The sequence below is a fragment of the Xanthobacter tagetidis genome (assembly GCF_003667445.1).
In the GTDB taxonomy this organism is placed as follows: domain Bacteria; phylum Pseudomonadota; class Alphaproteobacteria; order Rhizobiales; family Xanthobacteraceae; genus Xanthobacter; species Xanthobacter tagetidis.
In genome coordinates this window covers 75785-100082 of record NZ_RCTF01000002.1, presented here as the reverse complement: position 1 = coordinate 100082, position 24298 = coordinate 75785, and the positions used below count along the sequence as shown (strand labels likewise).

The 24298-nt window shown below is 69.7% G+C and carries 21 protein-coding genes and 1 tRNA gene; 9 read left to right on the top strand and 13 right to left on the bottom strand.

Annotated features, from left to right (window positions below; genetic code table 11):
- Positions 1-315: 315 nt before the first annotated feature.
- Positions 316-1995 carry a thiamine pyrophosphate-binding protein gene (locus tag D9R14_RS03305; protein WP_121621888.1) on the top strand — a complete coding sequence of 560 codons (1680 nt, stop codon included), beginning with the start codon at positions 316-318 and terminating at the stop codon, positions 1993-1995.
- Between the two features lie 4 nt (positions 1996-1999).
- Here D9R14_RS03305 and D9R14_RS03300 read toward each other — a convergent pair whose 3' ends face one another.
- The 9 genes from D9R14_RS03300 to D9R14_RS03260 form a co-directional block, all read right to left on the bottom strand.
- Positions 2000-3454 (bottom strand): alpha/beta hydrolase, encoded by a 1455-nt coding sequence (locus D9R14_RS03300; RefSeq protein WP_121622097.1) that lies wholly within the window; start codon positions 3452-3454, stop codon positions 2000-2002.
- A 32-nt stretch (positions 3455-3486) separates the two neighbouring features.
- Positions 3487-3792: an alkylphosphonate utilization protein gene (locus D9R14_RS03295; protein ID WP_121621887.1), complete on the bottom strand. Its 306-nt coding sequence runs from the start codon at positions 3790-3792 to the stop codon at positions 3487-3489.
- A gap of 27 nt (positions 3793-3819) precedes the next feature.
- The gene (locus tag D9R14_RS03290) at positions 3820-5067 is read right to left on the bottom strand and encodes an Hsp70 family protein (protein ID WP_121621886.1); all 1248 of its coding nucleotides are present in this window, start codon (positions 5065-5067) and stop codon (positions 3820-3822) included.
- A 293-nt stretch (positions 5068-5360) separates the two neighbouring features.
- Complete coding sequence (locus D9R14_RS03285; RefSeq protein ID WP_121621885.1) at positions 5361-6197, bottom strand: HTD2 family dehydratase; 837 nt, start codon at positions 6195-6197, stop codon at positions 5361-5363.
- A gap of 12 nt (positions 6198-6209) precedes the next feature.
- Positions 6210-7373, bottom strand: coding sequence for an acyl-CoA dehydrogenase family protein (locus D9R14_RS03280; RefSeq protein ID WP_121621884.1), 1164 nt, complete (start codon positions 7371-7373; stop codon positions 6210-6212).
- A gap of 67 nt (positions 7374-7440) precedes the next feature.
- The gene (serA, locus tag D9R14_RS03275) at positions 7441-8688 is read right to left on the bottom strand and encodes a phosphoglycerate dehydrogenase (protein WP_121621883.1); all 1248 of its coding nucleotides are present in this window, start codon (positions 8686-8688) and stop codon (positions 7441-7443) included.
- A gap of 334 nt (positions 8689-9022) precedes the next feature.
- A complete protein-coding gene (locus tag D9R14_RS03270) occupies positions 9023-9634 on the bottom strand; it encodes a DUF2478 domain-containing protein (protein ID WP_210210803.1) in 612 nt (203 codons plus the stop codon).
- Complete coding sequence (locus tag D9R14_RS03265; protein WP_147452936.1) at positions 9631-10833, bottom strand: DUF2325 domain-containing protein; 1203 nt, start codon at positions 10831-10833, stop codon at positions 9631-9633. Before D9R14_RS03265 ends, D9R14_RS03270 begins: the two co-directional genes overlap by 4 nt.
- Positions 10834-11024: 191 nt before the next feature.
- Positions 11025-11378, bottom strand: a complete 354-nt coding sequence (locus D9R14_RS03260) for a winged helix-turn-helix domain-containing protein (protein ID WP_121621881.1) — start codon at positions 11376-11378, stop codon at positions 11025-11027.
- Positions 11379-11499: 121 nt separating this feature from the next.
- Here D9R14_RS03260 and D9R14_RS03255 point away from each other — a divergent pair, with 121 nt between their 5' ends.
- From D9R14_RS03255 to D9R14_RS03245, 3 genes are all read left to right on the top strand, one after another.
- Complete coding sequence (locus D9R14_RS03255; protein WP_121621880.1) at positions 11500-12408, top strand: LysR family transcriptional regulator; 909 nt, start codon at positions 11500-11502, stop codon at positions 12406-12408.
- A 76-nt stretch (positions 12409-12484) separates the two neighbouring features.
- Positions 12485-14341 (top strand): glutaminase A, encoded by a 1857-nt coding sequence (gene glsA / locus D9R14_RS03250; RefSeq protein WP_170168470.1) that lies wholly within the window; start codon positions 12485-12487, stop codon positions 14339-14341.
- Positions 14342-14470: 129 nt separating this feature from the next.
- Positions 14471-15271, top strand: coding sequence for a DUF2189 domain-containing protein (locus D9R14_RS03245; RefSeq protein WP_121621879.1), 801 nt, complete (start codon positions 14471-14473; stop codon positions 15269-15271).
- 58 nt (positions 15272-15329) lie between these two features.
- On the opposite strand, the gene D9R14_RS23535 is transcribed toward D9R14_RS03245, so the two are convergent.
- Complete coding sequence (locus tag D9R14_RS23535) at positions 15330-16781, bottom strand: NUDIX domain-containing protein (RefSeq protein WP_210210802.1); 1452 nt, start codon at positions 16779-16781, stop codon at positions 15330-15332.
- A 126-nt stretch (positions 16782-16907) separates the two neighbouring features.
- On the bottom strand, positions 16908-17645 hold the full coding sequence (locus D9R14_RS03235; RefSeq protein WP_121621878.1) for an SIMPL domain-containing protein: 738 nt from the start codon (positions 17643-17645) through the stop codon (positions 16908-16910).
- A 346-nt stretch (positions 17646-17991) separates the two neighbouring features.
- On the opposite strand from D9R14_RS03235, the gene D9R14_RS03230 reads away from it, so the two are divergent.
- Positions 17992-18067: transfer RNA gene (locus D9R14_RS03230), tRNA-Ile, on the top strand.
- 97 nt (positions 18068-18164) lie between these two features.
- Here the strand turns inward: D9R14_RS03230 and D9R14_RS03225 are convergent.
- The gene (locus D9R14_RS03225) at positions 18165-21038 is read right to left on the bottom strand and encodes an autotransporter outer membrane beta-barrel domain-containing protein (protein WP_245420528.1); all 2874 of its coding nucleotides are present in this window, start codon (positions 21036-21038) and stop codon (positions 18165-18167) included.
- A 531-nt stretch (positions 21039-21569) separates the two neighbouring features.
- On the opposite strand from D9R14_RS03225, the gene D9R14_RS03220 reads away from it, so the two are divergent.
- The 3 genes from D9R14_RS03220 (at position 21570) to D9R14_RS03215 (ending at position 22407) form a co-directional block, all read left to right on the top strand.
- Positions 21570-21782 carry a cold-shock protein gene (locus tag D9R14_RS03220; RefSeq protein ID WP_121621876.1) on the top strand — a complete coding sequence of 71 codons (213 nt, stop codon included), beginning with the start codon at positions 21570-21572 and terminating at the stop codon, positions 21780-21782.
- Positions 21783-21975: 193 nt separating this feature from the next.
- Positions 21976-22104, top strand: coding sequence for a hypothetical protein (locus tag D9R14_RS23465; protein ID WP_281041993.1), 129 nt, complete (start codon positions 21976-21978; stop codon positions 22102-22104).
- A gap of 81 nt (positions 22105-22185) precedes the next feature.
- Positions 22186-22407 (top strand): hypothetical protein, encoded by a 222-nt coding sequence (locus D9R14_RS03215; protein ID WP_121621875.1) that lies wholly within the window; start codon positions 22186-22188, stop codon positions 22405-22407.
- Between the two features lie 43 nt (positions 22408-22450).
- Here the strand turns inward: D9R14_RS03215 and D9R14_RS03210 are convergent, their stop codons facing one another.
- Positions 22451-23239, bottom strand: coding sequence for an N-formylglutamate amidohydrolase (locus D9R14_RS03210; protein ID WP_210210801.1), 789 nt, complete (start codon positions 23237-23239; stop codon positions 22451-22453).
- A 102-nt stretch (positions 23240-23341) separates the two neighbouring features.
- Between D9R14_RS03210 and D9R14_RS03205 the strand changes: the two genes are divergently transcribed.
- Positions 23342-24151, top strand: a complete 810-nt coding sequence (locus tag D9R14_RS03205) for a transglutaminase-like domain-containing protein (protein WP_121621873.1) — start codon at positions 23342-23344, stop codon at positions 24149-24151.
- Positions 24152-24298: the final 147 nt, after the last annotated feature.

Below are 24298 nucleotides of genomic sequence, written 5' to 3'. Positions count from 1 at the left end.
GTGACGATGCAATGTTCGATCTTGGCGCTCGGATCAATACCGGCGTCTCGCTCAACGAGTCATGGGGGCACCTGATAGCGCTGCGCCCGACGCCATTCACGCTGGCACCGGGCATCCTGATCGACGGGAAAAGACCATCCGAAAGCCGGAAACGCCGGAGTGAGCGTTTGGTTTCCCCAGAATGTGATTTTTTTCGCCGGGGCATATCGGGCACTCCGGCCCGACAGCTGCGGTCGGCCGGTCCCGAAGCCCTGGGCGATCGTGCGCGCCTTCCGCCCTTGCGCGGGTGAAGTCCTCTCGGGCAGGATCGCGACCATGACGCCAAAGCCCAATTCCCGCACCGGCGGGCGCATTCTCGTCGACCAGCTTCTCATCCACGGCGCCGACACCGCCTTCTGCGTGCCGGGCGAGAGCTATCTTGAGGTGCTCGATGCGCTGTTCGACGCGCGCGACCGCTTCAGTCTCGTCAATGCCCGCCACGAAGCGGGCGCCGCCAACATGGCCGAGGCCTACGGCAAGCTCACGGGGCGGCCCGGCATCGCCATGGTGACGCGCGGGCCCGGCGCCTGCCATGCGGCCGTGGGGGTGCACACGGCGTTCCAGGATTCGACCCCCATGATCCTGCTGATCGGGCAGGTGGGGCGCGACATGATGGACCGGGAGGCGTTCCAGGAGATCGACTACCGGCAGATGTTCGGCCCGGTCGCCAAATGGGCGGCGCAGATCGACGTCACCGCCCGCATCCCGGAATACATGGCGCGCGCCTTCCGCGTCGCCACCTCCGGGCGGCCGGGGCCGGTCGTCCTGGCGCTGCCCGAGGACATGCTGACCGAGACCGCCGACACGCCCGACGCCGCCCCCTGGCGCCCCGTCGAGCCGACGCCTCCGCCCGAGGCGGCCCTGGAGACGCTGCGCGCTCTTTTGGATAAGTCGGAGCGGCCGCTGGTCCTGATCGGCGGTCCCGGCTGGACCGACGCGGCCGCCGCCGCCATCCGCGTCTTCGCCGAGGCGAACGGCCTGCCGGTGGCCACCTCCTTCCGCCGTCAGGATGCCTTCGACCACCGCTCGGAGAGCTTCGCCGGCGATCTCGGCACCTCCGGGCCGCCGTCCCTGGTGCGGGACGTGAAGGAAGCGGACCTCCTCCTCGTCGTCGGCGCCCGGCTGGGCGAGATGACCACCCAGGGCTACACGGTACTGGACAGTCCGCAGCCGCGGCAGGTGCTGGTCCATGTCCATCCCGATCCGGACGAACTGGGGCGCGTCTACGCGCCGGATCTCGCGGTCTCCGCCACCGCCGGGGCGATGGCGGCGGCGCTCGGCGAACGGCGCTGGTTTTCGCCCGCGCGCTGGGCCGCCTGGCGCGAACGGCTGCGGACGGGCTATCTGGACGCGCTGCGCCCGAGCCACCCGCCGGGCGAACTCGATCTTCCCGCCTGCATGGCGGCGCTCGCCGGGCGTCTCGGGGCCGACGGCATTGTCACGGTGGATGCCGGAAACCACACCGGCTGGCCGCAGCGCTTCCTCCCCTTCGGCCGGCCGGGACGGCTGCTCGGCCCCACCAGCGGCGCCATGGGCTATTCGGTGCCGGCGGGGGTGGCCGCGGCGCTGGTCCACCCCGACCGCGTGGTGGTGAGCTGCGTCGGCGACGGCGGCTTCATGATGAGCGGGCAGGAGATCGCCACCGCCGTGCAGCACGGCGGAAAGCCGATCGTGCTCCTGTTCAACAATTCGACCTACGGCACCATCCGCATGCACCAGGAGCGCGAGCATCCGGGCCGCGTGGTCGGCACCGACCTCGTCAATCCGGACTTCGTCGCCATGGCCGCCGCCATGGGCGCTCATGCCGAGCGGGTGACGCGGACGGAAGAGTTCGCCCCGGCGCTCGACCGCGCGCTGGCGGCCGGGCGCGCGGCGCTGATCGAGCTTGCCGTCGATCCGGAGATCGTCTCAACCCGAACCACCATCTCCGCGCTCAGGGCGAAGGCGCGCGGCTGAGCCGTCAGCGGGCGGGCGCGATGCCCGCCTCGACCCGCTCCAGGAGATAGGGGAAGAACGGGTTCGACGACATGCGCACCAGCATGTCCACGTTCACCACCAGCGCCCCGTATTCGCCCCGCGCGGCGATGTTGCCGAGGCTGATGCCGAACGCGTCCTTGGGGTCCGGCTCAAGGCCGTAGAGCCCGTCGCTGAGCGGGAACGGCACCGCCACGTGGGAGAGCGAATAGACGTCGCGCGGATAGGCGGCGCCGAGCGTGCGCCGCACCTCCTCCGTGGCGTGGGCCGGCGTCTCGCGCACTTCCGCCTGCGCGCTGTCGGCCGCGGCGTTCGCCACCACCGCGACGCGGAACGGGCGCGGCGCCGGCGGCAGCAGGCGGTCGAGCGCGGTATCCGCCCGCACGGTGAGAAGCTGCTCGAAGGCGGTGTCGCGGTTGATGTCGAACAGCACCAGCTCGCTGCCATTGTCCGGCAGGCGCCTGTGCAGCTGCTCGATAACCGCGCGCGTGCTCACCGTGTGGTCGAGGACCGACTGGAAGGTCAGAACGGGGGGAAGGCCCGCCAGCACACCCTCCTTCAGATGCCGGCGCATATTCTCGTTGAGCGCCTGCGTCAAAAGCCAGGACTGACGCGCGGCGTGCACCGGAAACGAGTTGTACTTGAAGGGGTTGAACTCGGGGATGATGGACAGCCACGCCGCCTTGGCAAACGCCGGGAAGATCGCGGGCCAGCCGGCGACGCCGGCAAAGCGGGCGAACGCCGTCACTCCCACCATGGGCGAGACGAGGACGATCTTATCCGGGCGGCCCAGCGCCGGGTCGTCCAGCGCGTCGAGCGCATGCATCAGCGCCAGCGCGCCGCCGTTGGAATAGCCGACAAGGTGGAACGGGCCGTCCGGCACCCGGCGCTTGGCCTCGCGCACGGCGAGCCGGGTCGCGGCGCGCCAGTCGTCATGGTCGACGCCCATCAGCGCGCCCGGCACCAGGCCATGGCCCGGCAGGCGGATGAAGATGGCGAGAAAGCCCAGCGCCGCATAGCGCCGCGCCACATGGCGCAGGCTGTAGGGGGAATCGGTCAGCCCATGCAGCAGCACTGCGACGCCCCGCGCCGGCCCTTCCGGCTCGATCACGAACGAGCGGTTGAAGTCCTGGGCGAAGCGCGCCGGGAAGATCGGGCTGAGCGCATAATAGCGGTCATAGGGCACGCGGGCGCGGGGCGGCAGCTTGTCGGTGACCTCCTTCCGCACCTGCGCGAACAGGCGGTCCTCCGCGGCGAGATAGTCGGCGAAGCTCGCGCGGTCGAGTTCGGCGCGGCTGAGCTCCTTCGGCTCCAATGTGTGCCAGAGTTCGAGCGGGGCGCCGCGCTGGGAATCCACCGCCCGCACCACGAACACGGTCGCGAGCGCCACCACGACGAGCGACGCGACCCAGCGGGCGATCCAGACGAGACGCTTGCCCATGCCCATCGCCCCCGTTCCGGCGGCCTGCCGCCTCACACCTTGCGCACGAATTCCGCGCGCAGCACCAGCCCCTTGATGCCGGGATGGCGGCAGTCGATCTCCTGCGCGTCGCCGGTCAGGCGGATCGCCTTGATGACCGTCCCGCGCTTCAGGGTCTGGTTGGCGCCCTTCACCGTGAGGTCCTTGATGAGGGCGACGCTGTCGCCGTCGGCCAGCAGATTGCCGACCGAATCGCGCACCTCGACGCCTGCCGGTCCCGCCTTCTGGGCGGCCTCGCCGGGGCTGAGCCACTCGCCGGTGGCCTCGTCATAGACGTAATCTTCGTCGCCGCTGGTCATGCCTGATCCTGCCAAGTTTCGTCCCGTTCACCCGTAGCGCCGCTGCGCCTCGATGGCGAGCCCCGTGCCGACAGAGCCGAACGTATCGCCCTCGATCACCCGCGCCTGAGGGGCGCAGGCGCAGATGGCGGCGCGCACATGGGCGAGCCGGGTGGAGCCGCCGGTGAGGAACAGCGCGTCGATAGCCTCCGCCTGAAGGCCCGCCGCCTTGAGGCAGGCGCCGATGCGCGCGGCGATGCGCTCCGCCAGGAGGCCGGTGTGGCGCACGAGGTCGCCGTGGTCGATGCCGACCGAAAGGCCGGCCTCCAGAACCGCGAGGTCGAGCCGTGTCGCCCCCGCCTCGGCCACCCGGATCTTCGCCGCCTCCACATCGAGCGCCAGAGCGTGGCCGCGCTCGTCCTCCACCGCCCGCGCGAGGCGCCCGACGAGGTCGGGCTGCGCCGCCTCGCGCTCCAGCTCGCGGATGGTGCGGGCGGTCTTGCCGTCATAGAGCCGGTTGATGGCGGACCAGGTGGCCAGGTCCTGGTAGAGGCCGACCGGCATGGAGAGGCCCCGGCGCTTCAGCGGGGTGCCGTGGCCGAGCAGCGGCATCACCATCGCCAGCGAGAGCTGCCGGTCGAAATCCGTGCCGCCGACCCGCACGCCCTCATTGGCCAGGATGTCGGACGCCCGGTCGGCCCGGTCCTGGTGTCCGCGCGCGATGCGCACGATGGAGAAATCCGAGGTGCCGCCGCCGATGTCGGCGATCAGCGCCAGTTCCTCCCCAGAGACCTGCCGCTCATAGTCGAGGCTGGCGGCGATCGGCTCGAACTGGAACGACAGGTCGGCAAAGCCGATGTCGCGGGCGATCTCGCCCAGGACGCGCTCGGCCCGCGCGTCGCCGGCCGCATCGCCGTCGACGAAATGCACCGGCCGGCCGAGCACCACCTTGTCGAGCGCGCACCCGGCGGCCTCGGCGCCGCGCGCCTTCACGGTGGCGAGGAATTCCGCGATCACCGCCTTGAAGCCGAGCCGCTGGCGGCCCACCGGCGTGGTCTCGTCGATCAGCGCGGTGCCGAGCACGGATTTCAGCGCCCGCATCAGCCGGCCCTGCTCGCCGCCCACATAGGCGGCCATGGCGGCACGCCCCACCAGCGGCGCACCGGTGCGCGGAAAGAAGATGGCGCTCGGCAGCGTGTCGGCCCCGTCCTCCAGCGGCGCGAGGCGCGGGCCATTGCCACCGACGAAGCCGAGCGTGGTGTTGGAGGTGCCGAAATCGAGGCCGCAGGCGGTCACGGGACCTCCTTGCATCATGCGGGGGCGGGAAAGAGGGGTCGGTTGCTAGAGCATCCCGTGCTGCAACGCAACAGAAAGCCGCGCAGGTCGTGGAGCGGTGAAATTGAGAGCAGACCAAGCTCCCTCTCCCGCTTGCGGGGTGGAATTGGTGAGGGGCAGCCCTCTTCTTTAGCGCAGGGCGGATGGCGAGGGCTCCGCGTTCCCCCTCCCTGCCCTCCCCCGCAAGCGGGAGAGGGTTCTCGGCGGCTCCCGGTCCACGCACGGCGATCACGGGGCCAGCCTCAATTGTCCCGTCAGTTCGCCTCGGCCAGCATGGCGGGCCGGCCCTCGTGGTCGGCGGTCCACAGTTCCAGGCCGTCGCCCCCCGCCGCGGCGTTCAGCGTCATCGGCGGCCCGTCGAAGATCGGCCGCACCGAACGGAACGAGAAGCGCGCCGGGCGCCGGCCCAGCAGGCGCGCGGCGAAGCCGACAAGCAGCGTCGCCTGCAGCGGCCCGTGGACGATGAGGCCGGGATAGCCCTCCTCGCGCACGCAATAGTCGCGGTCGTAATGGATGCGGTGGCCGTTGAAGGTGATGGCGGAATAGCGGAACAGCAGGGTCGGTGTCGGCACGATGGTCTCGCTGTGCTCCGCCGTGCGCACCGTGCCGGCGCCGGCCCCGCCGGACGGCGCATCGGCGCCACGATAGACCACGTCCTGCCGCTCTTCGACCGCGAGGCCGCGCCCGGTGGCATAGAGATGCTTCACGGTGACGAAGCACAGCGTGCCGGTGCGCCCCTCCTTCACCGCCACGTCCTCGATGGTGGAGCGGCGTTCAACAGTGTCGCCGACCCGCAGCGCATCATGGAAGGCGAGTTCGCCGCCGGCCCACATGCGGCGCGGCAGCGGCACCGGCGGCAGGAAGCCGCCGCGCGCCGGGTGGCCGTCCGGGCCGAGGCCGGAATTGGGCACGGCCGGCGGCGCGAGGCACCATTGCGCGGCGAGAGGCGCCGCGTCGCCCGGCAGGGGCTCTCCCGGCGCCATGTCCAGCGTCGCGCGCATCTCGCGCACGCCGCGCGCGGTGACGAGGTCGCTGACGCGCTCCTCCCGGCCGATCCAGGTGCGCAGATGGGCGATGTCGAGTTCGGCCATTGCGGCGCCTCCTCAATAGGACCGGGGCAGGCCGAGCACATGCTCGGCCAGATAGGACAGGATCATGTTGGTGGAGATGGGCGCCACCTGGTAGAGCCGCGTCTCGCGGAACTTGCGCTCGACGTCGTACTCCTCCGCGAAGCCGAACCCGCCATGGGTCTGGACGCAGGCATTGGCCGCGGCCCAGGAGGCATCCGCCGCCAGCATCTTGGCCATGTTCGCCTCGGCGCCGCAATCGAGCCCGGCCTCGTAGAGGCGCGCCGCCTCGTTCACCATCAGCTCGGCCGCGCGCATCTCCGCATAGGCCTTCGCCAGCGGGAACTGGACGCCCTGGTTCTGGCCGATCGGCCGGCCGAACAGCACCCGCTCGCGGGCATAGGCGGCGGCCTTCTCCAGGAACCACTTGGCATCGCCGATGCACTCGGCGGCGATCAGGATGCGCTCGGCATTCATGCCCGAGAGGATGTAGCGGAAGCCCTTGCCCTCCTCGCCCACGAGGTTCTCCGCCGGGACCTTCACATTGTCGAAGAACACCTCGGTGGTGGCGTGGTTCATCATGGTGCGGATGGGGCGGATGGAGAGGCCCTCCTGCCGCGCCGCGCGCATGTCGAGCAGGAACACGGAGAGGCCCTCCGTCTTCTTCGCCACCTGATCGCGCGGCGTGGTGCGGGCGAGGAGCAGCATCAGATCGGAATGCTCGGCCCGGCTGGTCCAGATCTTCTGGCCGTTCACCACATAATGGTCGCCCTCCCGCCGGGCGGTGGTCTTCAGCGCGGTGGTGTCGGTGCCGGAGGTGGGCTCGGTGACGCCGAACGCCTGGAGGCGGATCGTCCCCGCGGCGATCTCCGGCAGCCAGCGCTCCTTCTGCGCCTCGCTGCCATGCCGCAGCACCGTGCCCATGGTGTACATCTGGGCATGGCAGGCGCCGCCGTTGCAGCCCGCGCGCTGGATCTCCTCCAGGATCGCCGCCGCGGCGGAGAGCGGCAGGCCGGCGCCGCCATAGGCTTCCGGGATCAGGGCGGCAAGGAAGCCCGAGCGGGTGAGCGCCTCGACGAAGGCGGAGGGGTAGGCCATCTCCCGGTCGAGCGCGCGCCAGTAGGGCCCCGGGAAGTCGGCGCACAGCCGGCGCACGGCCGCGCGGATGTCGGCATAGCTCTCGGCGTGAGGGCTCGGCATCCTTCTCGTCTCCCTTTGCGAGCGTCGGTGCGGACGCGCGGCGTCCGCCCGCGCCGATTCTTGTCGTTCAGATCTTGTATTCGTAGAGCAGGCGCGCGCGGATGGTGCCTTCCAGCGCACGGATGTCCTCCAGTACGCGCTGGCTGTCGGCGGCCGAGGCATCGGCGTCGAGCACCACGTAGCCGATGTCGGCGGCGGTCTCGTAATACTGCGCGGCGATGTTGACGTGGTGGCGCGCCAGCACCTCGTTGAGGCGGCCGAGCATGCCCGGCAGGTTGCGCTGCACCTGGATGAAGCGCGTGCCCAGCGGGCGCGCCGGCAACTGCACCTGCGGGAAGTTCACCGCGCCCACCGTGGTGCCGCTGTCGGAATAGTCCACCAGCTTGCGTGCCACCTCGGCGCCGATGCGCTCCTGCGCCTCCTCGGTGGAGCCGCCGATGTGCGGGGTGAGGATGACGTTGTCGAGGCCCTGGAGCGGGGTGACGAAGCGCTCGCCATTGGCGCTCGGCTCCACCGGAAACACGTCCACCGCCGCGCCGCGCAGCCGGCCCTCGCGCAGCGCCTCGGCGAGGGCTTCGAGGTCCACCACCGTGCCGCGGCTGTTGTTGATGAAATAGGCGCCCTTCTTCATGGCGGCGATCTCGGCGCGGCCGATCATGCCGTGGGTGCCGGGCGTCTCCGGCACGTGCAGGCTGACCACGTCGGCCTGCGCGAGCAGGTCGCGCAGGCTGTTGACCGGCTCGGTGTTGCCGTGGCGCAGCTTGTCGGTGAGGTCGTGGAAGATCACCCGCATGCCCATCGCCTCGGCGAGGTTCGAGAGCTGCGAGCCGATATTGCCGTAGCCGACGATGCCGAGCGTCTTGCCGCGCACCTCCAGGCTGTTGGTGGCCGACTTGTCCCACCGGCCCTCGTGCGCCGCGCGCGAACGCTCGGGGATGCGGCGCAGCAGCATGACGATCTCGCCGATCACCAGTTCCGCCACGCTGCGGGTGTTGGAGAAAGGCGCGTTGAACACCGGGATGCCGTGGGCGCGCGTGGCGTCGATGTCCACCTGGTTGGTGCCGACGCTGAAGCAGCCGATGGCGATCAGCCGGTCGGCCGCCTCCAGCACCGGTGCCGTGATCTGGGTGCGCGAGCGGATGCCGAGGATGTGGACGCCCTTGATGGCCTCCCTGAGCGCGTCGCCGTCGAGCGCCTTGGGAAGGCGCGTGAGGTTGGTGTAGCCCGCGGCGCGCATCAGCTCGACGGCGCTGTCGTTCACGCCCTCCAGCAGCAGGACCTTGATCTTGTCCTTGGCCAGCGAGAGCTGCGGCATCTGGGTTTGGCTGTGGTTCACGGGCTCGGCGTCCTTCGGCGGTGGCGGCGCGGACCGGAGGCGAGCGTGCGGCAAGCCGCACTCGGCTTCGCACGGTTTCGATCGGCACGGCTCGATCGGCACGGTCTGGCGCGCCCGCGGGTGGCGACCCCCGGGCCGCGGGAACTTAGCGATTTTGCCGCCCGCGTCCAGATTTCCCCTGCGGAGGGCCACGGTGTCGCAGCGCGCGTGCCTGCGCTGCCGCAGCGTGGTCCCGCTTCCGAACGTGGCTGCGACGGGCCGGCGGATCTCCGACCATGTGGGCCTGCTCATCACCCTGGAGGCAGCCTGAACGCTATTTCCCGCTCTCGCAGAAGCGGCGGGCGGGGGCGCGGGTGGCCGGCGGGCGCAGGCTGCTCCACCAGCCCTCGAGGCTCGCGCGCGAGCAAGCGAGCCGCACGCACAGGCCCTCGGTGAAGCGCAGCCAGTCCGGGAACAAGGCGGCGGGCACCGGCAGCAGCACCGGCACATCCCGCTCCACCGCGGCGCAGATCACCGCGATCAGGCCGCCGCCCGCCCGCTCGGCCGCGCCGAAGCGGTTGAGGATGAGGAGATCGGGACGGCGGTGCGCCGCTTCCAGCAGCGATCCCTCGATCCGGCCCAGCGTGTCGCGCCAGTCGGGCGCATGGCGCGCGCCGCAGTCGGTCACGGACAGCTCGCGGCCCTCGGGGATGAGCGTGAGGCCGCAGGGCCGGCCCCGGGCGGTCTTGCGGCCCTGGATCACGCCCACCGCATCGAAGCCGCGTGCGCCGAGGTCGCGGGCGAAGGCGGTGAGGATCGCGTCGGGCGCCTCGTCGGGCGTGTAGACCAAAGCGGCGACGTCGCTTTCCGCGTCGAACAGCGGCGCGGCCGGCCCGCCGCCACGGAACACCGGGGCGCGGGTGGGGGGAGCGGCGGGCGCGCTCACTGGGCCGCCTCCGCGCTCTGTGCGGCCAGGGCATCGAGCGCGGCGGCGAAGCTCGCCAGGCCGGAGGTCCGCAGCGGAATGAACGGCTTGCCCGCATCCCGGCACAGGCGCTTGACCTGCGAGGAGGCGAGGTGGCTGACGCAGTCCACCGGGAAGAAGGCGATGTCGGCCTGGCTGACGAGGCCGGGCAGGAGCGTGACCGTCTCCTCCATGCCGCCGTCATGGGTGAGCAGCACGCCGCCGGCCTTGTCGGCGAAGGCGCGCAGCTGGTCGAGCTGCTTGGGCCTCCCGCCCACATAGAGGAAGCGCAGGCCGGCGAGCCCGCGCGGCGCCTCCGGCTCGGCGGCGGCGGGCTCGGCGGCGCAGGCCAGCGTGCCTTCCAGCGCCTCCACCTCGCGGCATAGCTCCTGCGCCTCCCGCTCCAAGGCGGCGATGCGCCGGGCATTCTCGGAAAGTGCGGCATCGCGCGCCGCGAGCCGCTCGGCCAGGGCCGCGGAGCGGGCCTGCTCGTCGCCCAGCCTGCGCCGCAGCGCCGCGACCGCCTCGCCGTCCGCCACCGGCGCGGCAACGCCGGTGCCCTGCTCAAGGGCGTGCCGCAGGTCCGCCTTGAGCTGCGCCGCCTCGCGTGCCAGCGCCGCCTGGGAAGCGGCCATCTGCGACAGGCGCTGCTCCTGGCGCGCGATCTTCTCGTCGCGGGCGCCGAGTTCGGCCTCCAGCGTCCGCAGGCGCTTGATGTCGGCGCGGTTGGACTGGCCCATCAGGTGCGAGAGCATGTGCACCTCGCAGAACGCCTCGCGCGCCAGCGCCTGGTCGGTCAAGGGATGGGTCAGCGTCGCCCAGTAGGCGCCCGGCACCTCGCCCTTCTCCAGGCTGTCGCGCCACAGCGCGCGCACCTCTTCGAGGCTCGCGGCCCTGGAGAAGCGGCGCAGCTGGGCCTCGTGCTTCTTGTCGAGCAGCTTCTGCAGCAGCTTGCCCGGCAGGTCGCGCCGGCCTGCCCCGGCGACGGCGAGCGAGTGGATCTCGTGCTCCGAGGCGGTCCGCGCCAGCGGGTCCTTCAGCTTGGTGAAGAACTGGCGCAGGTCCGCCGTGGACAGGCAGGTGCCGATCACCGAGCAGTGGAGGTTGGAGGACAGCTCCCACAGCCGCTCCCGGCGCGGCGCGCCATCGGCGAGGTCGAGCGCCTTGCGCGACGAGGGCAAGATTCCGGCCCGCGCGGCGAAATGGCCCAAAAGGACCGGGGAGAGGACCGGAGAGGCGACCACGGCGAAGCCTTACGTGATGTTCATATGAACATAACGATGCACCCGAGACCCCCACGCCTGTCAAGACAGTATAGGTTCAATTCTGCAGATTTGGACGATTTCCGGCAGAAATCGCTATATCCAACCGACTATTCTGCAGCGGTCTTGGCCGCCAGCTCGCCTTGCAGCGCGTCGAGATGCGCCGCCGCCGCCTGGGTCGCCGCGCTCTCGATGGCACGGTAGCGCGCCACCAGAGACAAGCCGAACGGCGTCAGCACTGCCCCGCCGCCGCGCTTGCCGCCGGTCTGGGCGGAGACCACCGGGCTCTCGAAGGTGCCGTTCAGCTCCTCCACCAGCTCCCAGGCGCGGCGGTAGGACATGTCCATGGCCCGCCCGGCCGCCGAGATGGAGCCGAACGCCGCAATCTTCTCCAGCAGCTCGATCTTGCCGGGGCCGATCCTGAGCTCGGGGCCCAGGTCGATGCGCACGCTCAAGGATGCCATAAACGGTGCTCGCCTATAGCGGGCGGACCGCCGCCCCGCTTTTGAAGCACTCTAGCAAAGAGGGGCGCCCCTTGTCGTTATTCCCGAACTAAAATAACGTACCTCCCATCAGGAGGTCGCCATGCTGATCCGCCAGCTCGAATATCTCGTCGCCGTCGCCCGCGAGCGGCACTTCGGCCGCGCCGCGCGCACCTGCCATGTGTCGCAGCCGGCGCTGTCCACCGGCATCCGCAAGCTGGAGGAGGAACTGGGCCGCGCGCTGGTGGTCCGCAGCCACCGCTATCAGGGGCTCACCCTGGACGGCGAGCGGGCACTGGTCTGGGCCCAGCGGATGGTGGCGGACTTCGACGGCCTGCGCCAGGAACTGGCCGATCCCGGCGGCGGCCTGTCGGGGGTGCTGCGGATCGGCGCCATTCCCGGCGCCCTCCCCTCGCTGCCGACGCTGGTGAACGCCTTCTGCGAGCGCCACCCGAAGGTGCGGGTGCAGGTGCAGTCCATGCCCTCGGCCGCCATCCAGCGCTCGCTCGACGAGATGGAGATCGAGGCCGGCGTCACCTACCTGCACGCCGAGCCGCTGGCGCGGGTGCGCACCCGCCCGCTCTACGAGGAGAGCTACGTCTTCGTCACCTGCACCCCGTGGTTCGAGGGCCGCGATCACCTCACCTGGTCCGAGGCGGCGCGGCGCCCGCTGTGCCTGCTGACGCGCGACATGCAGCACCGGCGCATCGTCGACCAGATCTTCGCCGAGGCCGGCATCGCCTGCGAGCCGCGCATCGAGGTGAATTCCTTCGAAGGCGTGTGGACCGTGATCCGCTCCGGCCCCTGGGGCGGCATCCTGCCGGCGAGCCATGTCCAGGCCCTGAGCGCGCAGGACCGCCTCCACGTGCTCGCGCTGGTGGACCCGGTGCGCACCCAGCCCGTGGGCCTCGTGACCTCCGACCGCGACCCCGCCTCCCCGCTCGCCGACGCCTTCCTGCGCCATGCGCCGCGCGTCCTGCGGGCGCCGGAACGGGAACTGCTGATCGCCTGACGGCCGGCACCGTATCCACCGCGCGCCAAATCACTATAGGCTCGGCCTTCGTGCCCCCGATCGCCGGAGCCCGTCCTTGCCGAAGCCGGATGCCACCGCCCCCGCACCGTCCGCCCCGCCTGCCCGCGAGACTCCGCTTCTCGCCTATCTGCGCCGCTGCCAGCGCGACTTCGCCGCCGACCACTCCGGAGAAGTGGCGCAGTATATTCCCGAACTGGGCAAGGCCGACCCGGATCATTTCGGCATCGCGGTGGCGACCATCGACGGCCACGTCTATGAGGCGGGCGACACCGACGTCCCCTTCACCATCCAGTCGATCTCCAAGGCCGGCGTGTTCGCGCTGGCGCTCGACCTCCTTGGGCCGGATCGGGTGGAAGCCTCCATCGGCGTCGAGCCGAGCGGCGAGGCGTTCAACTCCATCCGCCTCAGGCCCGACAACCGGCCCTTCAACGCCATGGTGAACACCGGCGCCATCGCCTGCTGCGGCCTGATCGCGACCGCCGAGGGCGACGGCACCTTCGAGCTGATCCGGGCGACGCTGAGCCGCCTCGCCGGGCGCGACCTCGTGGTGGACGAGGCGGTGTTCCAGTCCGAGCGCACGACCGGCGACCGCAACCGCGCCATCGCCTATCTGCTGCGCACCTATGGCGGCGTCGCCGGCGACGTGGACCGCCTGCTGGACATCTATTTCCGCCAGTGCTCGGTGCTGGTGACCGCACGCGACCTCGCGGTGATGGGCGCCAGCCTCGCCAATCAGGGCGTCAACCCGCTCACCGGCATCCGCGTGTTCTCCAGCTATGCGGTGGCGCGCACGCTGGCGGTGATGAGCTCGTCCGGCATGTACGACTTCGCCGGCGAATGGATCTACCGCGTCGGCGTGCCCGCCAAGAGCGGGGTCGGCGGCGGCATCCTCGCCGCTTTGCCCTCCCAGCTCGGGCTCGGGACCTTCTCGCCGCGCCTCGACCAGCACGGCAACAGCGTGCGCGGCATCAAGACCTGCGAGGCCATGTCGGAGGCGTTCGACCTGCACATGCTCTCGCGCCAGGACGACGTGCGCGCCTGCCTGGTGGCGGACTACGACTTCCGCACCGTGCCCGCCAAGCCCGGCCGGCGCGCGGGCGAGCAGCGCATCCTCGACGACCGTTCGGGCGCGATCCGGGTGGTGGAGCTGGCCGGCAAGCTCTCCTTCGCCACCATGGACTACGTCACCCGCCGCCTCGCCGACCCGGACCACCTGCCGGACTTCCTGATCCTGAACCTGCACCGCGTCGCGACCATCACGGACGCGGGCATGCGCCTGTTCACGCAGATGATCGAGAGCCAGATCCCGCCCTCCACCACCGTGGTTCTGGCCGGCGTGGACGGCCTGTCCCAGGTGGGGCCGCGGGTGCGCCAGCTCGTCCAGGAGGGCATCAAGGTGCGCGCCTTTCCGACCTATGACGCCGCCGTCGAATGGGCGGAGGACCAGGTGGTCTACCGCCACGGCGGCTTCGCGCGTGGAGCCGAGGAAGCGGACCTTTCCGGCCAGGCGCTGCTGGAGGGCCTGTCGCACGAGGACGCCGCGGCCTTCGCGAAGCTCGGCACCCGCGTGGCGTTCGAGGCCGGGGTGCGCATCGTCTCGGCGGTGGAGCCGACGCCCAAGGTCTACTTCCTGCTGCGGGGCATGGCGAGCGCCCGGTCCATGACCGGCGTGCGCATCACCACCATGATTCCGGGCATGGCGTTCGGCGAGCTTGCCCTCATCGACCAGCCGCGCAACGCCGACATCTGGAGCGAGACCGAGGTGGTGTGCCTGGAGGTGGGCGCGGATGCGTTCGAGGAGTTCTCGCGCACCCATCCGGCCGCGGGCCGGCGTGTCATCCGCAATCTCGCCGTGCTGCTGGCGGCACGCATGCGCATGGCCACGGCCCGCATCGACGCGCTGACTGGCTGAGACGCTAAGGAAGTCTACGGGCTTTACATCCGCGAGCACCGCTCTCACTCTCTCCTCATAAAAGATGCGCATCGGCCAGCGTGCCGCATGCGAAGCAGCCCTGGGGAGGGCGCACGTGGGAGGCCGCAGATGGCGGACGTGGTGAAGCAGAGCGGGAATGCCGTCACGGCCTTCCCCAAAGTGAGGGCGGTGTCGTTCGCCGACCTGACGTGGGCGCTGGAGGCCGGCGTCGCGGACTTCCGCAAGGCTCCGGCGATCGGCCTGTTCTTCGGCGGCATCTATGCGCTGGGCGGCCTGCTCATCCTCGCCACCGTATTCGCGCTGGACGTCGGCTATCTCGCCTATCCGCTGGCCGCTGGCTCCGTCCTTATCGGCCCGTTCGTCGCCGCCGGCCTCTACGAGGTGAGCCGCGAGATCGAGGCCGGCCGCAAGCCCACATTCTCGAGCGTCCTGCGCACCGCGCTCGACCAGCGGCGGCGGGAACTGGGCTGGATGGCGTTCGTCACCATCTTCGCCTTCATCATCTGGATGTACCAGGTGCGGCTTCTGCTCGCTTTGTTCCTCGGCTTCGCCTCGTTCGCCTCGCTGCAGGATTTCGCCCAGGTGCTGTTCACCACGGCGGACGGTCTGAGCTTCCTCGCCGTCGGCCACGTGATCGGCGCGGCCCTGGCGCTGGGCCTGTTCTCGATCACGGTGATCTCGTTCCCTCTGCTGATGGACCGCGACGTGGACGTGGTGACGGCCATGATCACCAGCGTGCAGGCGGTGCTCGCGAGCCCCGGCCCCATGATCCTCTACGGCCTCATCGTCGTCGGCATGCTGGTGGTGGGCGTGGTGCCGCTGTTCCTCGGACTTCTGGTGGTCCTGCCGGTGCTCGGCCACACCACCTGGCACCTCTACCGCCGCGCCGTGGAGCCGCCCGCGGCCTGACGCCCCCGGCCCGGCTTATCCCACGCACGGCCTGCGGGGCGACGGCGCGCGGCCCGCTTCAGTGCAGCAGGGGCGATACCTTGCCGGACCCGCGTTCATTCGGGCGCGAAGCCGACTTCTTCAAGCCCTTGGCCGCCGGCGCCTTCGCGGGCTTGGCCGCCTTTTCCTTGGCCGCCTTTTCCTTGGCCGCCTTTTCCTTGGCCGCCTTTTCCTTGGGCCCCTTGTCCTTGGCTGCCTTCGGCTTGGGGGCCTTGTCCTTCGGCGGCTTGTCCTTGGCCGCCTTTTCCCTGGCAGTCTTGTCCTTGGCGACCTTCTCGGAACCGCCACCGGCGGCGGCCGGGCCGGACTTTGCCCCGATGGCCTTGAGCCCCGCGGCCTTTGCTGCCGAGGCCTTGCCAACGGCCTTGGCGACCGGCGCCTTTGCGACCTTCACCCCTTTGGCCACCTTCGCGGCCTTCGGCGCAATGGCCTTGCCCACACTTGGCTTGCCCACACTTGGCTTGCTCGGGCTTGCCTTGGCCGCAGCGGCTTTGGCCGGCCTGGCCTTCGCGACTCTGACCGCCTTGACGGGCCTCGGTTCGGCATGAGCCGCAGCCGCGCCCCTGCCGGCCGCGGGCTTCTCGCTCCGCTCGGCTTCCCGCTTTGCCCCGCGCTTCGCCGCGCCCGCGACCTTGGCGGCAGGCACGGGCTTGCCGCCGGTCTTCGCAGGCACCTTGGCCGGACGCCGGGCCGCCGCGGCCTTCGCCTGCGGCATGCCGGCCGGCCCGGCCACCTGCTCCACCGGCGGCTTGGCGAACTTGTCCGCTTTGGCCGATTTCTTCGCCTTGCCGGCCTGCGCCTTGGCTACGCCGGCATCGGCCTTGGCCATCTCCGGCTCGACGGGCTTCGCCTTGGCAGGCTTGGCCTTCGCCGCCTTCTCTCGCACCGGCTTGCCGGCCCCGGACTTGGCCTTCTTACCGGCGCGTTCGGCCAGGGGGATCGCCGCGACGGGCGCGCGTGGGGACGCAGCTTCCACCTCCGACGCCTCTGCCTCCCCGGCGACCGAGGCGCCGCGCTTTTCCGCGAATGTCTGCGCCATCAGGTCGCCGAAGGCGAGGATGAGCACCTTCAGCTCGTCCTCCTGCACCGCCGCAGCCGCGCTCTCGATGGGAAACCAGAAGCCGAACCGCTGCGAGCGCTCCGGCCAGTTGCGCGCCCGCCGCTTCACCTTGAGGGGGAAGACGATGACGTCGCACGGCACGGTGCGGTTGGCGAGGCGCTTGTCGTAGGTGTAGAGGCCGAGCGGCTCGCGCGACACCGTGCCGAGCAGGCCGGCCTCCTCATAGGTCTCGCGCGCGGCGGTCTTGGCCGGCGTCAGGCCCTTCATGGGCCAGCCCTTGGGGATCACCCAGCGGCGCGTCTCGCGGGAGGTGATGAGGCGCACTTCCACGGTGCCGTCCCGGCGCACCCGGTAGGGCAAGGCGGCATACTGGATGCGCCGCCCGTTCCGTTCGATGATGCCCGCCCCCATGGCCGATGTCCCGTGAGGATGCCCCTGATCCGATATCGAATCAGGGGGCGCAAGAGATTGGACAATGGCTCTACCACTTTGTCCGGGCGCGCAAGTGACAGCTTCCGACCCGAACCGGCCGCCGGCTCACTGCGGCTCGATCTCGAAGACCAGGGTCGCGCGGGCGCGCACCTCCAGCTCGCCGGCCTCGATGGGAACGGCAGAGCGGGCGGCATCCGCCTTCATCATCATCGGCACCGGCATCTCCGGGCCGGAATGGTCCGCCCGCATGTCGATGCTCGCGATCCGCGCGACCCGCATGCCCGCCGCCGCGGCGATCGACTTGGCCTGGGCCATGGCGTCCTTGACGGCGGCCTCCCGGGCGGCCTCCTCCATCTTGTCCGGCTCGGAAAGCATGAAGGTGAGGCCGGAGGCCTGGTTGGCGCCCGACTGGACCATCTTGTCCAGCAGCGCGCCGAGCTGGGCGAGGTCGCGCACCTTCACCCGCACGGTGTTGCGCGCCTCGAAGCCGACGACGCGCGGCGGACCCGACTGCGCGCCGCTCGCATATTGCGGCGAGATGGAGAAGTTGGCGGTGGCGATGTCCTTCTGCGCGATCCCCGCCTCCTTGATGACGGCGATGACGGCGGTGGCGGCCTTGGAATTGGCGGCAACCGCCTCTCCCGCCGTCTTGCCGGCGGTGACGACGCCGGTGGCGATGAGCGCCATGTCCGGCTCCGCCGTGGCGCTGCCCTCGCCCACCACCGTCAGCGTGGCGGCGTGCGCCGCGACCGGGGCGGCGGCGAGCAGCGCGAGCGCGCAGAGCGCCCCCGATATGGCGCGCAGCGGGTGCGCGGGCAGATGCGGGACCCTGTCGAGGGGCATAAGCGAATCTCCATTCGATATCATGGTGCGATCCCGAAAGGCGTGATCGACCTGTCCGGCGCGCCGCTCCTTCGGGTCACGGGGCGTCCGCGACCGGATCGAAGCCGGCAAGCCGGATCGTGCGCGATGAGACCATCTCCCGAAGGCGGCGCCATTGGGGCGCTCCCGTGGCGCCGGCCGACCGCCCAAAGGAAAACCTCCCGTGCGGCCGCGGAATTCCCTCCGCCCCAGCCGGAACGGCGCTCGCGCCGCCCGGCGAAAGCCGGCGCCGGCAGACCGGAACGCTGCGGTTGTTCCACCCGCCGCCGCTTGCTAGAGGAAAGCACCGTGCGCCGCCGCGCGGCGGGGGCCCGTAGCTCAACGGTTAGAGCTGACCGCTCATAACGGTCTGGTTGTCGGTTCGAGTCCGGCCGGGCCTACCACATCGCGCTCCGCCGAGGGTCGTCCCGGTTCTTGGAGCGGCGTGAGCCGCCCGTGAAGGGAACGCCCGTTCTGGCGCGGTCAACCGCGGGAAACCGCCTAGAAGCGCCAGGCCAGATTGGCCTGCACGGCATTGACCGTCACCTGGTCGGCGAACTGGCCGACATAGGCGACGCCAAGACGAACCTGGTCGCTGACGCGCAGGTCGCTGCCAACTTTCACCAGCGCGGTGTTCTGTGCCAACGGCACGCCGGCTACGGTGAAATTGGCGCTCGGCACGCTGAGAAACGCCAGTTGCGCGTCGGGCGTGATGTCGCCGAAGGCGTATTGCCACGCGATCGAGGCGTTGGGCTCCAGCGCCATGCCACCCGGCAGCTCGACCGTGGTCGCCGCGCGCAGGCCGATCGAGGAATAGCCGACACCCATCGTGTTCGAGGCGCCCGTCAAGCCGGCTGCGGCGCCAAGCTCGGTGAATCCGTCGGTATTGAGATGGACATAAGCGAGGCCCGCAAAGGGCTCCAGCGCCAGTTTCTGGAGCGCGAAGCCGTAGCCCAGCTCGCCGAACACCTGAGCGGTGCCGCCGTCATAATCGGCGTTCGCCTGCCCGACATAGCCGGGATAGGCGATGATGCGCGAAGCGTCGATCTGGTTGAAGGCGAAGCTCGCGCCGAGGCGCAGCTTCCACGGCCCGGAGCTGGTGCCGGCGTAGAGCGCCAACAGCAGGCTGTCGACATCGGACTTGCTCGCCAGCGCATCCATCTTGGCATTGGAGCGGCTGTAGCCGACCGCCGCGCCAAGGATCCAGTTCGCGACCTTAACATCGGCACCGGAGATGATGCCGCCGATGCTCGCATCGACATCGGCGGCATCACGCCCGCCGCCATAGGCGCTCCAGCCGCCAAATGCCTGCGCCCAGACGGTGCCGTTGAACGCGGGCTCGGCGGAAGGCTGCGCCTTGATCGGGAACGGCCCGCCGGATGAGGTCGGCGCGGCATAAGCGAGCGCCGGCCCGCCAAATCCGAGCGCGGACGTCGGGCCGGCCTCGCCGGCATAGGTGCCCTGGCGCAAGCGGCCCATCACCGCCTGGCGGCTGTAGAGGCTGTCGCCGAGCAGGACGGTTTGCGTGCTGGCATAGGCTTCGCCCGACAATGCCGTGAGCGCGCCTGGCAGCTCGGCCGCGGAGACGCCGTAGAGCGGGCTGAGCGCCGCGGGAAGGCTCGTCAACAGGCCGTTCGTCGTGGTGTTGATGACGCGATCGATGGCGCCGCCGACCGCGCGCTGGTTCGGCGTGTTGCCGGCCATGCCGGCAAGGTCGGCGGCGACGTTCAGCGTCACGGCTGTCGGCGCGTAGGTCACGCTCGCATCGAACAGAGCCGGCAGGCCCGGCGTGACGACGTCGTCGAACGTGCCGGTGATGCCCTGCGTCGCGACGATCAGCGTCGTGGTCGGGGCGAAGCTGGTGGTCGGGAAGGACGCCTGGAGCGTGCCGGCCAGGCGCATCGTGCCGGTCACCTCCAGGAAATCGCTGCCGGTCTCCATCACGCGCGCGGCGTAGGTGCCCGCCCCGGTCTGCACGAAGGTGCCGCTGATGAGGTGGGTGATCGTCGGCCCGGTGCCGCTCACACCGAGCCAGCCGCTGTTTTCGAACCGCTTGTCCGGCCCGGCCGTCGCCGCCAGCCGGCCATCGATGACCCCCATGTTCACGATCACCGAGCCGTAGCTGTCCACGCCGGTGCGCAGGGCATCGGCCTCGACCGTGGTTTGCAGGGTGCCGTAATTCAGGAACGTGCCGTAGATGCCATGCAGTTCCACCGCGGCCCCCGCGATGCCGCTGGCGGTGATCGTGCCGGTGTTGGTCAGCACGCCATAGGTTTCGCCGCGCATGCCGAGGCCGCCATTGCCGGTGGCATGGATGGTTCCGCTGTTGATGATGTCGTCGCCCTTGCGCCCCGAAAGAGCCGCGGCGTTTTCGTCGGCGAAGTTCAACGTGGCGGTGTTGCGGATCGGGTTGTAAATGCCCGGAATGGTGGCGAGGAAGCCGTTGATGCTGACAACGCCGCCTTCGTTCGAGACATAGATGCCGATGACGTTGTCGCCATAGGCCGAGTTGGACGACACCACGGCGCCGGGAATGTCGATCTCGTACCATGTCACGACGCCGAGGGCGTCGATATGCATAACCGCGGGATGCACCACGCCGTCCGCGGTGACCCAATTGGCGACGAGATTGTATTCGCCCGACCGGCCGGCACCGGTGATGCCCTCGAAATGGGTCGCGACGGCGCCGACATGATCATAGCTCGTAAATGTGCCGGTGGTCTGGTCGTAGATGTAGCCGTGCTCGGCATGGATGCCGCCGCCCACCTCGACCTTTCCGTAGCCGCCGGCGATCTTGTCGCCATAGATGCCATAGGCGGTGGTGCTGACGGCGCCGGGCACGTTGTTGGTCGTGTAGGTGCCGGTATCGATGTTGTAGATGAAGGCATTGCCGGTCGCGAGCCGGGTGTCGTAATCGCCCACCACCTGGTTGCCGAAATTGCTGTGCGCGATGGTGTAGAGCGTGTCCGAGCCGGGATAGGCCAGGGGCGTCAGCGTCTGCCCCGGCGCTGCGGCGGCGTCGTAGAGATAGCTGCGATCATAGGGCGCCGACTCCGCGGTCTGGTAGCTGCCCACCACGCGCAGAATGCCGCCCGGATTGCCGAAGCTCGGCCCGTAGGGGGACGAGCCGATGGCGCCGGGATAGTTCGCGCCGTTGGGCGTGGCTACCGGCATGGGCGACCACGTCTGGCTCGTCATGTTGTAGTAGAGACCGCCCGTCTCGGTGGTGCCCGGAATGGTGTAGTTGCCGACGATGTTGTCGCCGCGGATGCCGGTGAGAAACGTCCCGTTGGTCCCGTAATTCAGCGTCTGGTAGCTGGTGGGCAGGGGGTCGGCCCAAGCCGCCTGGGTGAAGCCGCTTGCGCCCAGCCCCATGGCAAAGAGCCCCAGCGCGCGTGCGCGAGACACGTCGCGGGAAAACGATCGACCAGCCATGATAGCCCCACTATAGCCCCACTGCCCAGGAAGAAGGCCAGCGGAACGCTATCCGTGTCGTCTGTGAATAGCCACGGCCATTTTTGATCCTATTCCCATAGGGTAAGCACATTCTTCATGCGGCCCGCGGCAAGAGGGGCCGGATTGACTTTCAACGCGAACGCTCGTGCTGCGTGCCGACGTCAACGCCGCCAGCGCTTGGCCGTCGCGCGGCGGCGCAGGCCATATGCGGGGCTCTTGCTCGTTCTGCATAAACCGCGCCGGACGCAGGGCCAAACCAGGCGCTATAAAATATTGTTTGCCACAAACGGAATTGTGGCGCACATTGATCCAGTCGATAGAAAGCCGGATCACTTGGCTCTGTGCAGGATTTTATTTCTGCGCCCATCCATAAATTCTCGCCCGAAAATGCGATTTCGACGACCGGCCTATGGCTGGTGAGCTAAATATTAATATTGAAAGGGTTTCCCCATGACAGAGGGAACCGTGAAGTGGTTCAACGCCCAGAAGGGTTTTGGATTCATCGCCCCCGATGCGGGCGGCAGCGATGCCTTCGTCCATATCAGCGCCGTGGAGCGCTCTGGCCTCGGCCAGTTGCGCGAAGGCCAGAAGGTGGGCTTCGAGCTGGTCCCCGACCGCAAGAGCGGCAAGATGTCGGCCGACATGCTCAAGGACCTGAGCTGACCTGATCGGCCGGCACCCCGAGCCTCTCGGGACCGCCGGCCCGGCGCATCCTTCCATGTGCTGTCCGCGGATGTACCGGCAGCTCCGTGCAAGATGCGCCATCCTCCTGCAGGGCGCCCTGCGGCCTTTGAGGTCGCAGGGCGTTTTTCGTCGCTCTCGCAGGATCTACCGACGCGCCCCAGAGGAGACGGAAATGGCCAAGGGACAGATGCGCAGCAATCGCGAAACCAAGAAGCCGAAGAAAGTCAAAGCGCCTGAAGCGCCGGCGCCCTTCGTGAAGGGCACGCCCGTCTCGATCGGCCCGCCCAAGAAGAAGGGTTGAGGCGCTGTCACCAGCGTCCGCCCCCGCGAGGCCACGGCGCGTTGCACGCCGAGCTCCTGGTGAGACAGGCGTCTGCTCGTCATGAACAAAGGCCTTAGCATCGTTTTCCAATCGCGCGATGCGGACCACCTCCTCGCCCGCGTGATCTGGCGCGAGCAGGACTGCGGTGGCGGAACGGTCACGCTGGAGATCCCTGTTCGCAACAGCGCGGCCGCGCCCAAGAGCAAAGAGCAGTTGGAGGCGGACACGCGCGCCTTGGCTGTTCGGTTCGCCCGGGCCTTCGCCGATACGATCCAGGATTAGCGACCAGGCTCCCCGCGCACCCTCCGCCGGCGCGTTGGCACCATCAGCCCGTGGCCGCGGCTCCGCATTCCGAGAGGGCGAGCGGAAGCAAAGCGCCGAAACGGGCGGCCCACATGGCCTGACCCTCCTCGTGCTGGATCAGATCCTGGCGAATCTCGATACCCACATGGAGAATGCCGCGACTCTCGCCATGCACGGGGATGGTCCAGTCCGTCGCGTCACCGATATCGTAAGGTGCGTTGTCGCCCACCGTGAGGGCACCGTCCTGGCGGAGCAGGCCCAGCAGCGCGTTGGCGAGCCGGCTATCGCCGCGGTGAAGGACGCCCGCATGCCAGGGGCGCTGCGCGCCGTCCCACACCGGCGTGAAGCTGTGCATCGCGATCAGGACGGCGGGCCGACCGGCGTTCATGCGGCGATCGATCTCGGCCGCGATGCGGGCGTGGTAGGGGTCGAATATCTGGGCCTCGCGCGCGCGCCGCGCGGATGGCTCCAGCCCTTGATTGCCGGGCACGCGGGTGCCGTCGCTCTCCTCCGGAATGGACTGCGGCGTGCCGGGGGGCCGGTTGCAATCGATCACCAGGCGGGAATAGTTCTGTTGTATGAGCGTGGCACCGAGCAGGTCTGACAGGGATCGGCAGACCCCGGCGATGCCGATGTCCCACGCGATGTGGCGCTCGCGGTCGGCGCGCCCCAGGCCGAGGCCATCCAGCGCGCCGGGCACGGCGTTCCCCGCATGATCGGCAACGATGAGGAACGGGAAACGACCGTCGGCATTGTGTACCGAGAAAGGCGGCGCGTCGTCAGCCGCCAGTACAGAGAAAGTTCCGCTCACTTCACGGGGTCCTTCCGGCGCCGGCCGCACGCGCGGTCCGGCTTCGCGTTCGAGGCACCATAGCCGATCCGCGGGCCACGCCCGCACTGCTCCGAGGTCCTTATGCTCATTCGCTCCGGCTATGAAATTGCCTATTCCTGCCCCCAGCCGACGCCCATGATCCTCACCTTGAGCGTTCATCCCTCGCGCATCAATGACCTCATGCAACCCGACCGCGCCGTGTTCGATCCGCCGGTTGCGGCCAACACGTATCACGACAGCTTCGGCAATTTCTGCCACGTCATCCAGGCGCCGCCGGGCAAGCTGACCATGCGCACGGATTTCGTGATCCGCGACAGCGGGTTGCCCGACCCGGTGGCGCCCGACGCGGCTCAGCTCGCGCTGGGCGACCTGCCTGTGGACACGCTGCTCTTCCTTTTGGGCAGCCGCTATTGCGAGACCGACCGGCTGACCGCCATCGCCTGGTCGATGTTCGGCAAGACCCCGAAGGGCTGGCCGCTCGTCCAGGCGATATGCGATTTCGTTCATGGCCACATCGCCTTCGACTATGCCCATGCGAGCCCGTTGAAGACCGCGTTCGACGCCTACACGGAGCGGCAGGGCGTGTGCCGCGACTTCGCCCACCTCGCCATCACCCTCTGCCGCTGCATGAACATCCCCGCCCGCTACTGCACCGGCTATCTCGGCGACATCGGCGTTCCGGCCGATCCGGCGCCGATGGATTTCAGCGCCTGGTTCGAGGCCTATCTGGGCGGGCGCTGGTACACGTTCGACGCCCGCCACAACACGCCGCGCATCGGCCGCATCCTGATGGCGAGGGGACGCGATGCCACCGACGTGGCGCTTGTCACCTCCTTCGGCCCGTCGACGCTGGCGGGGTTCAAGGTGACCACGGTGGAAGCTTCGGGATGACGGCCCGCCATCCGCTATGGCACCCCGCCGGCATTTGACGGCGGCCGGCGCAGTCCCGGCGGATCCCGAACGGGCCATGGACCGAGCACCAGCGCGACGGTGCGCCACGCGGCCATGATCCGCAGCGCACGTTCGCCCCGGGGCGTC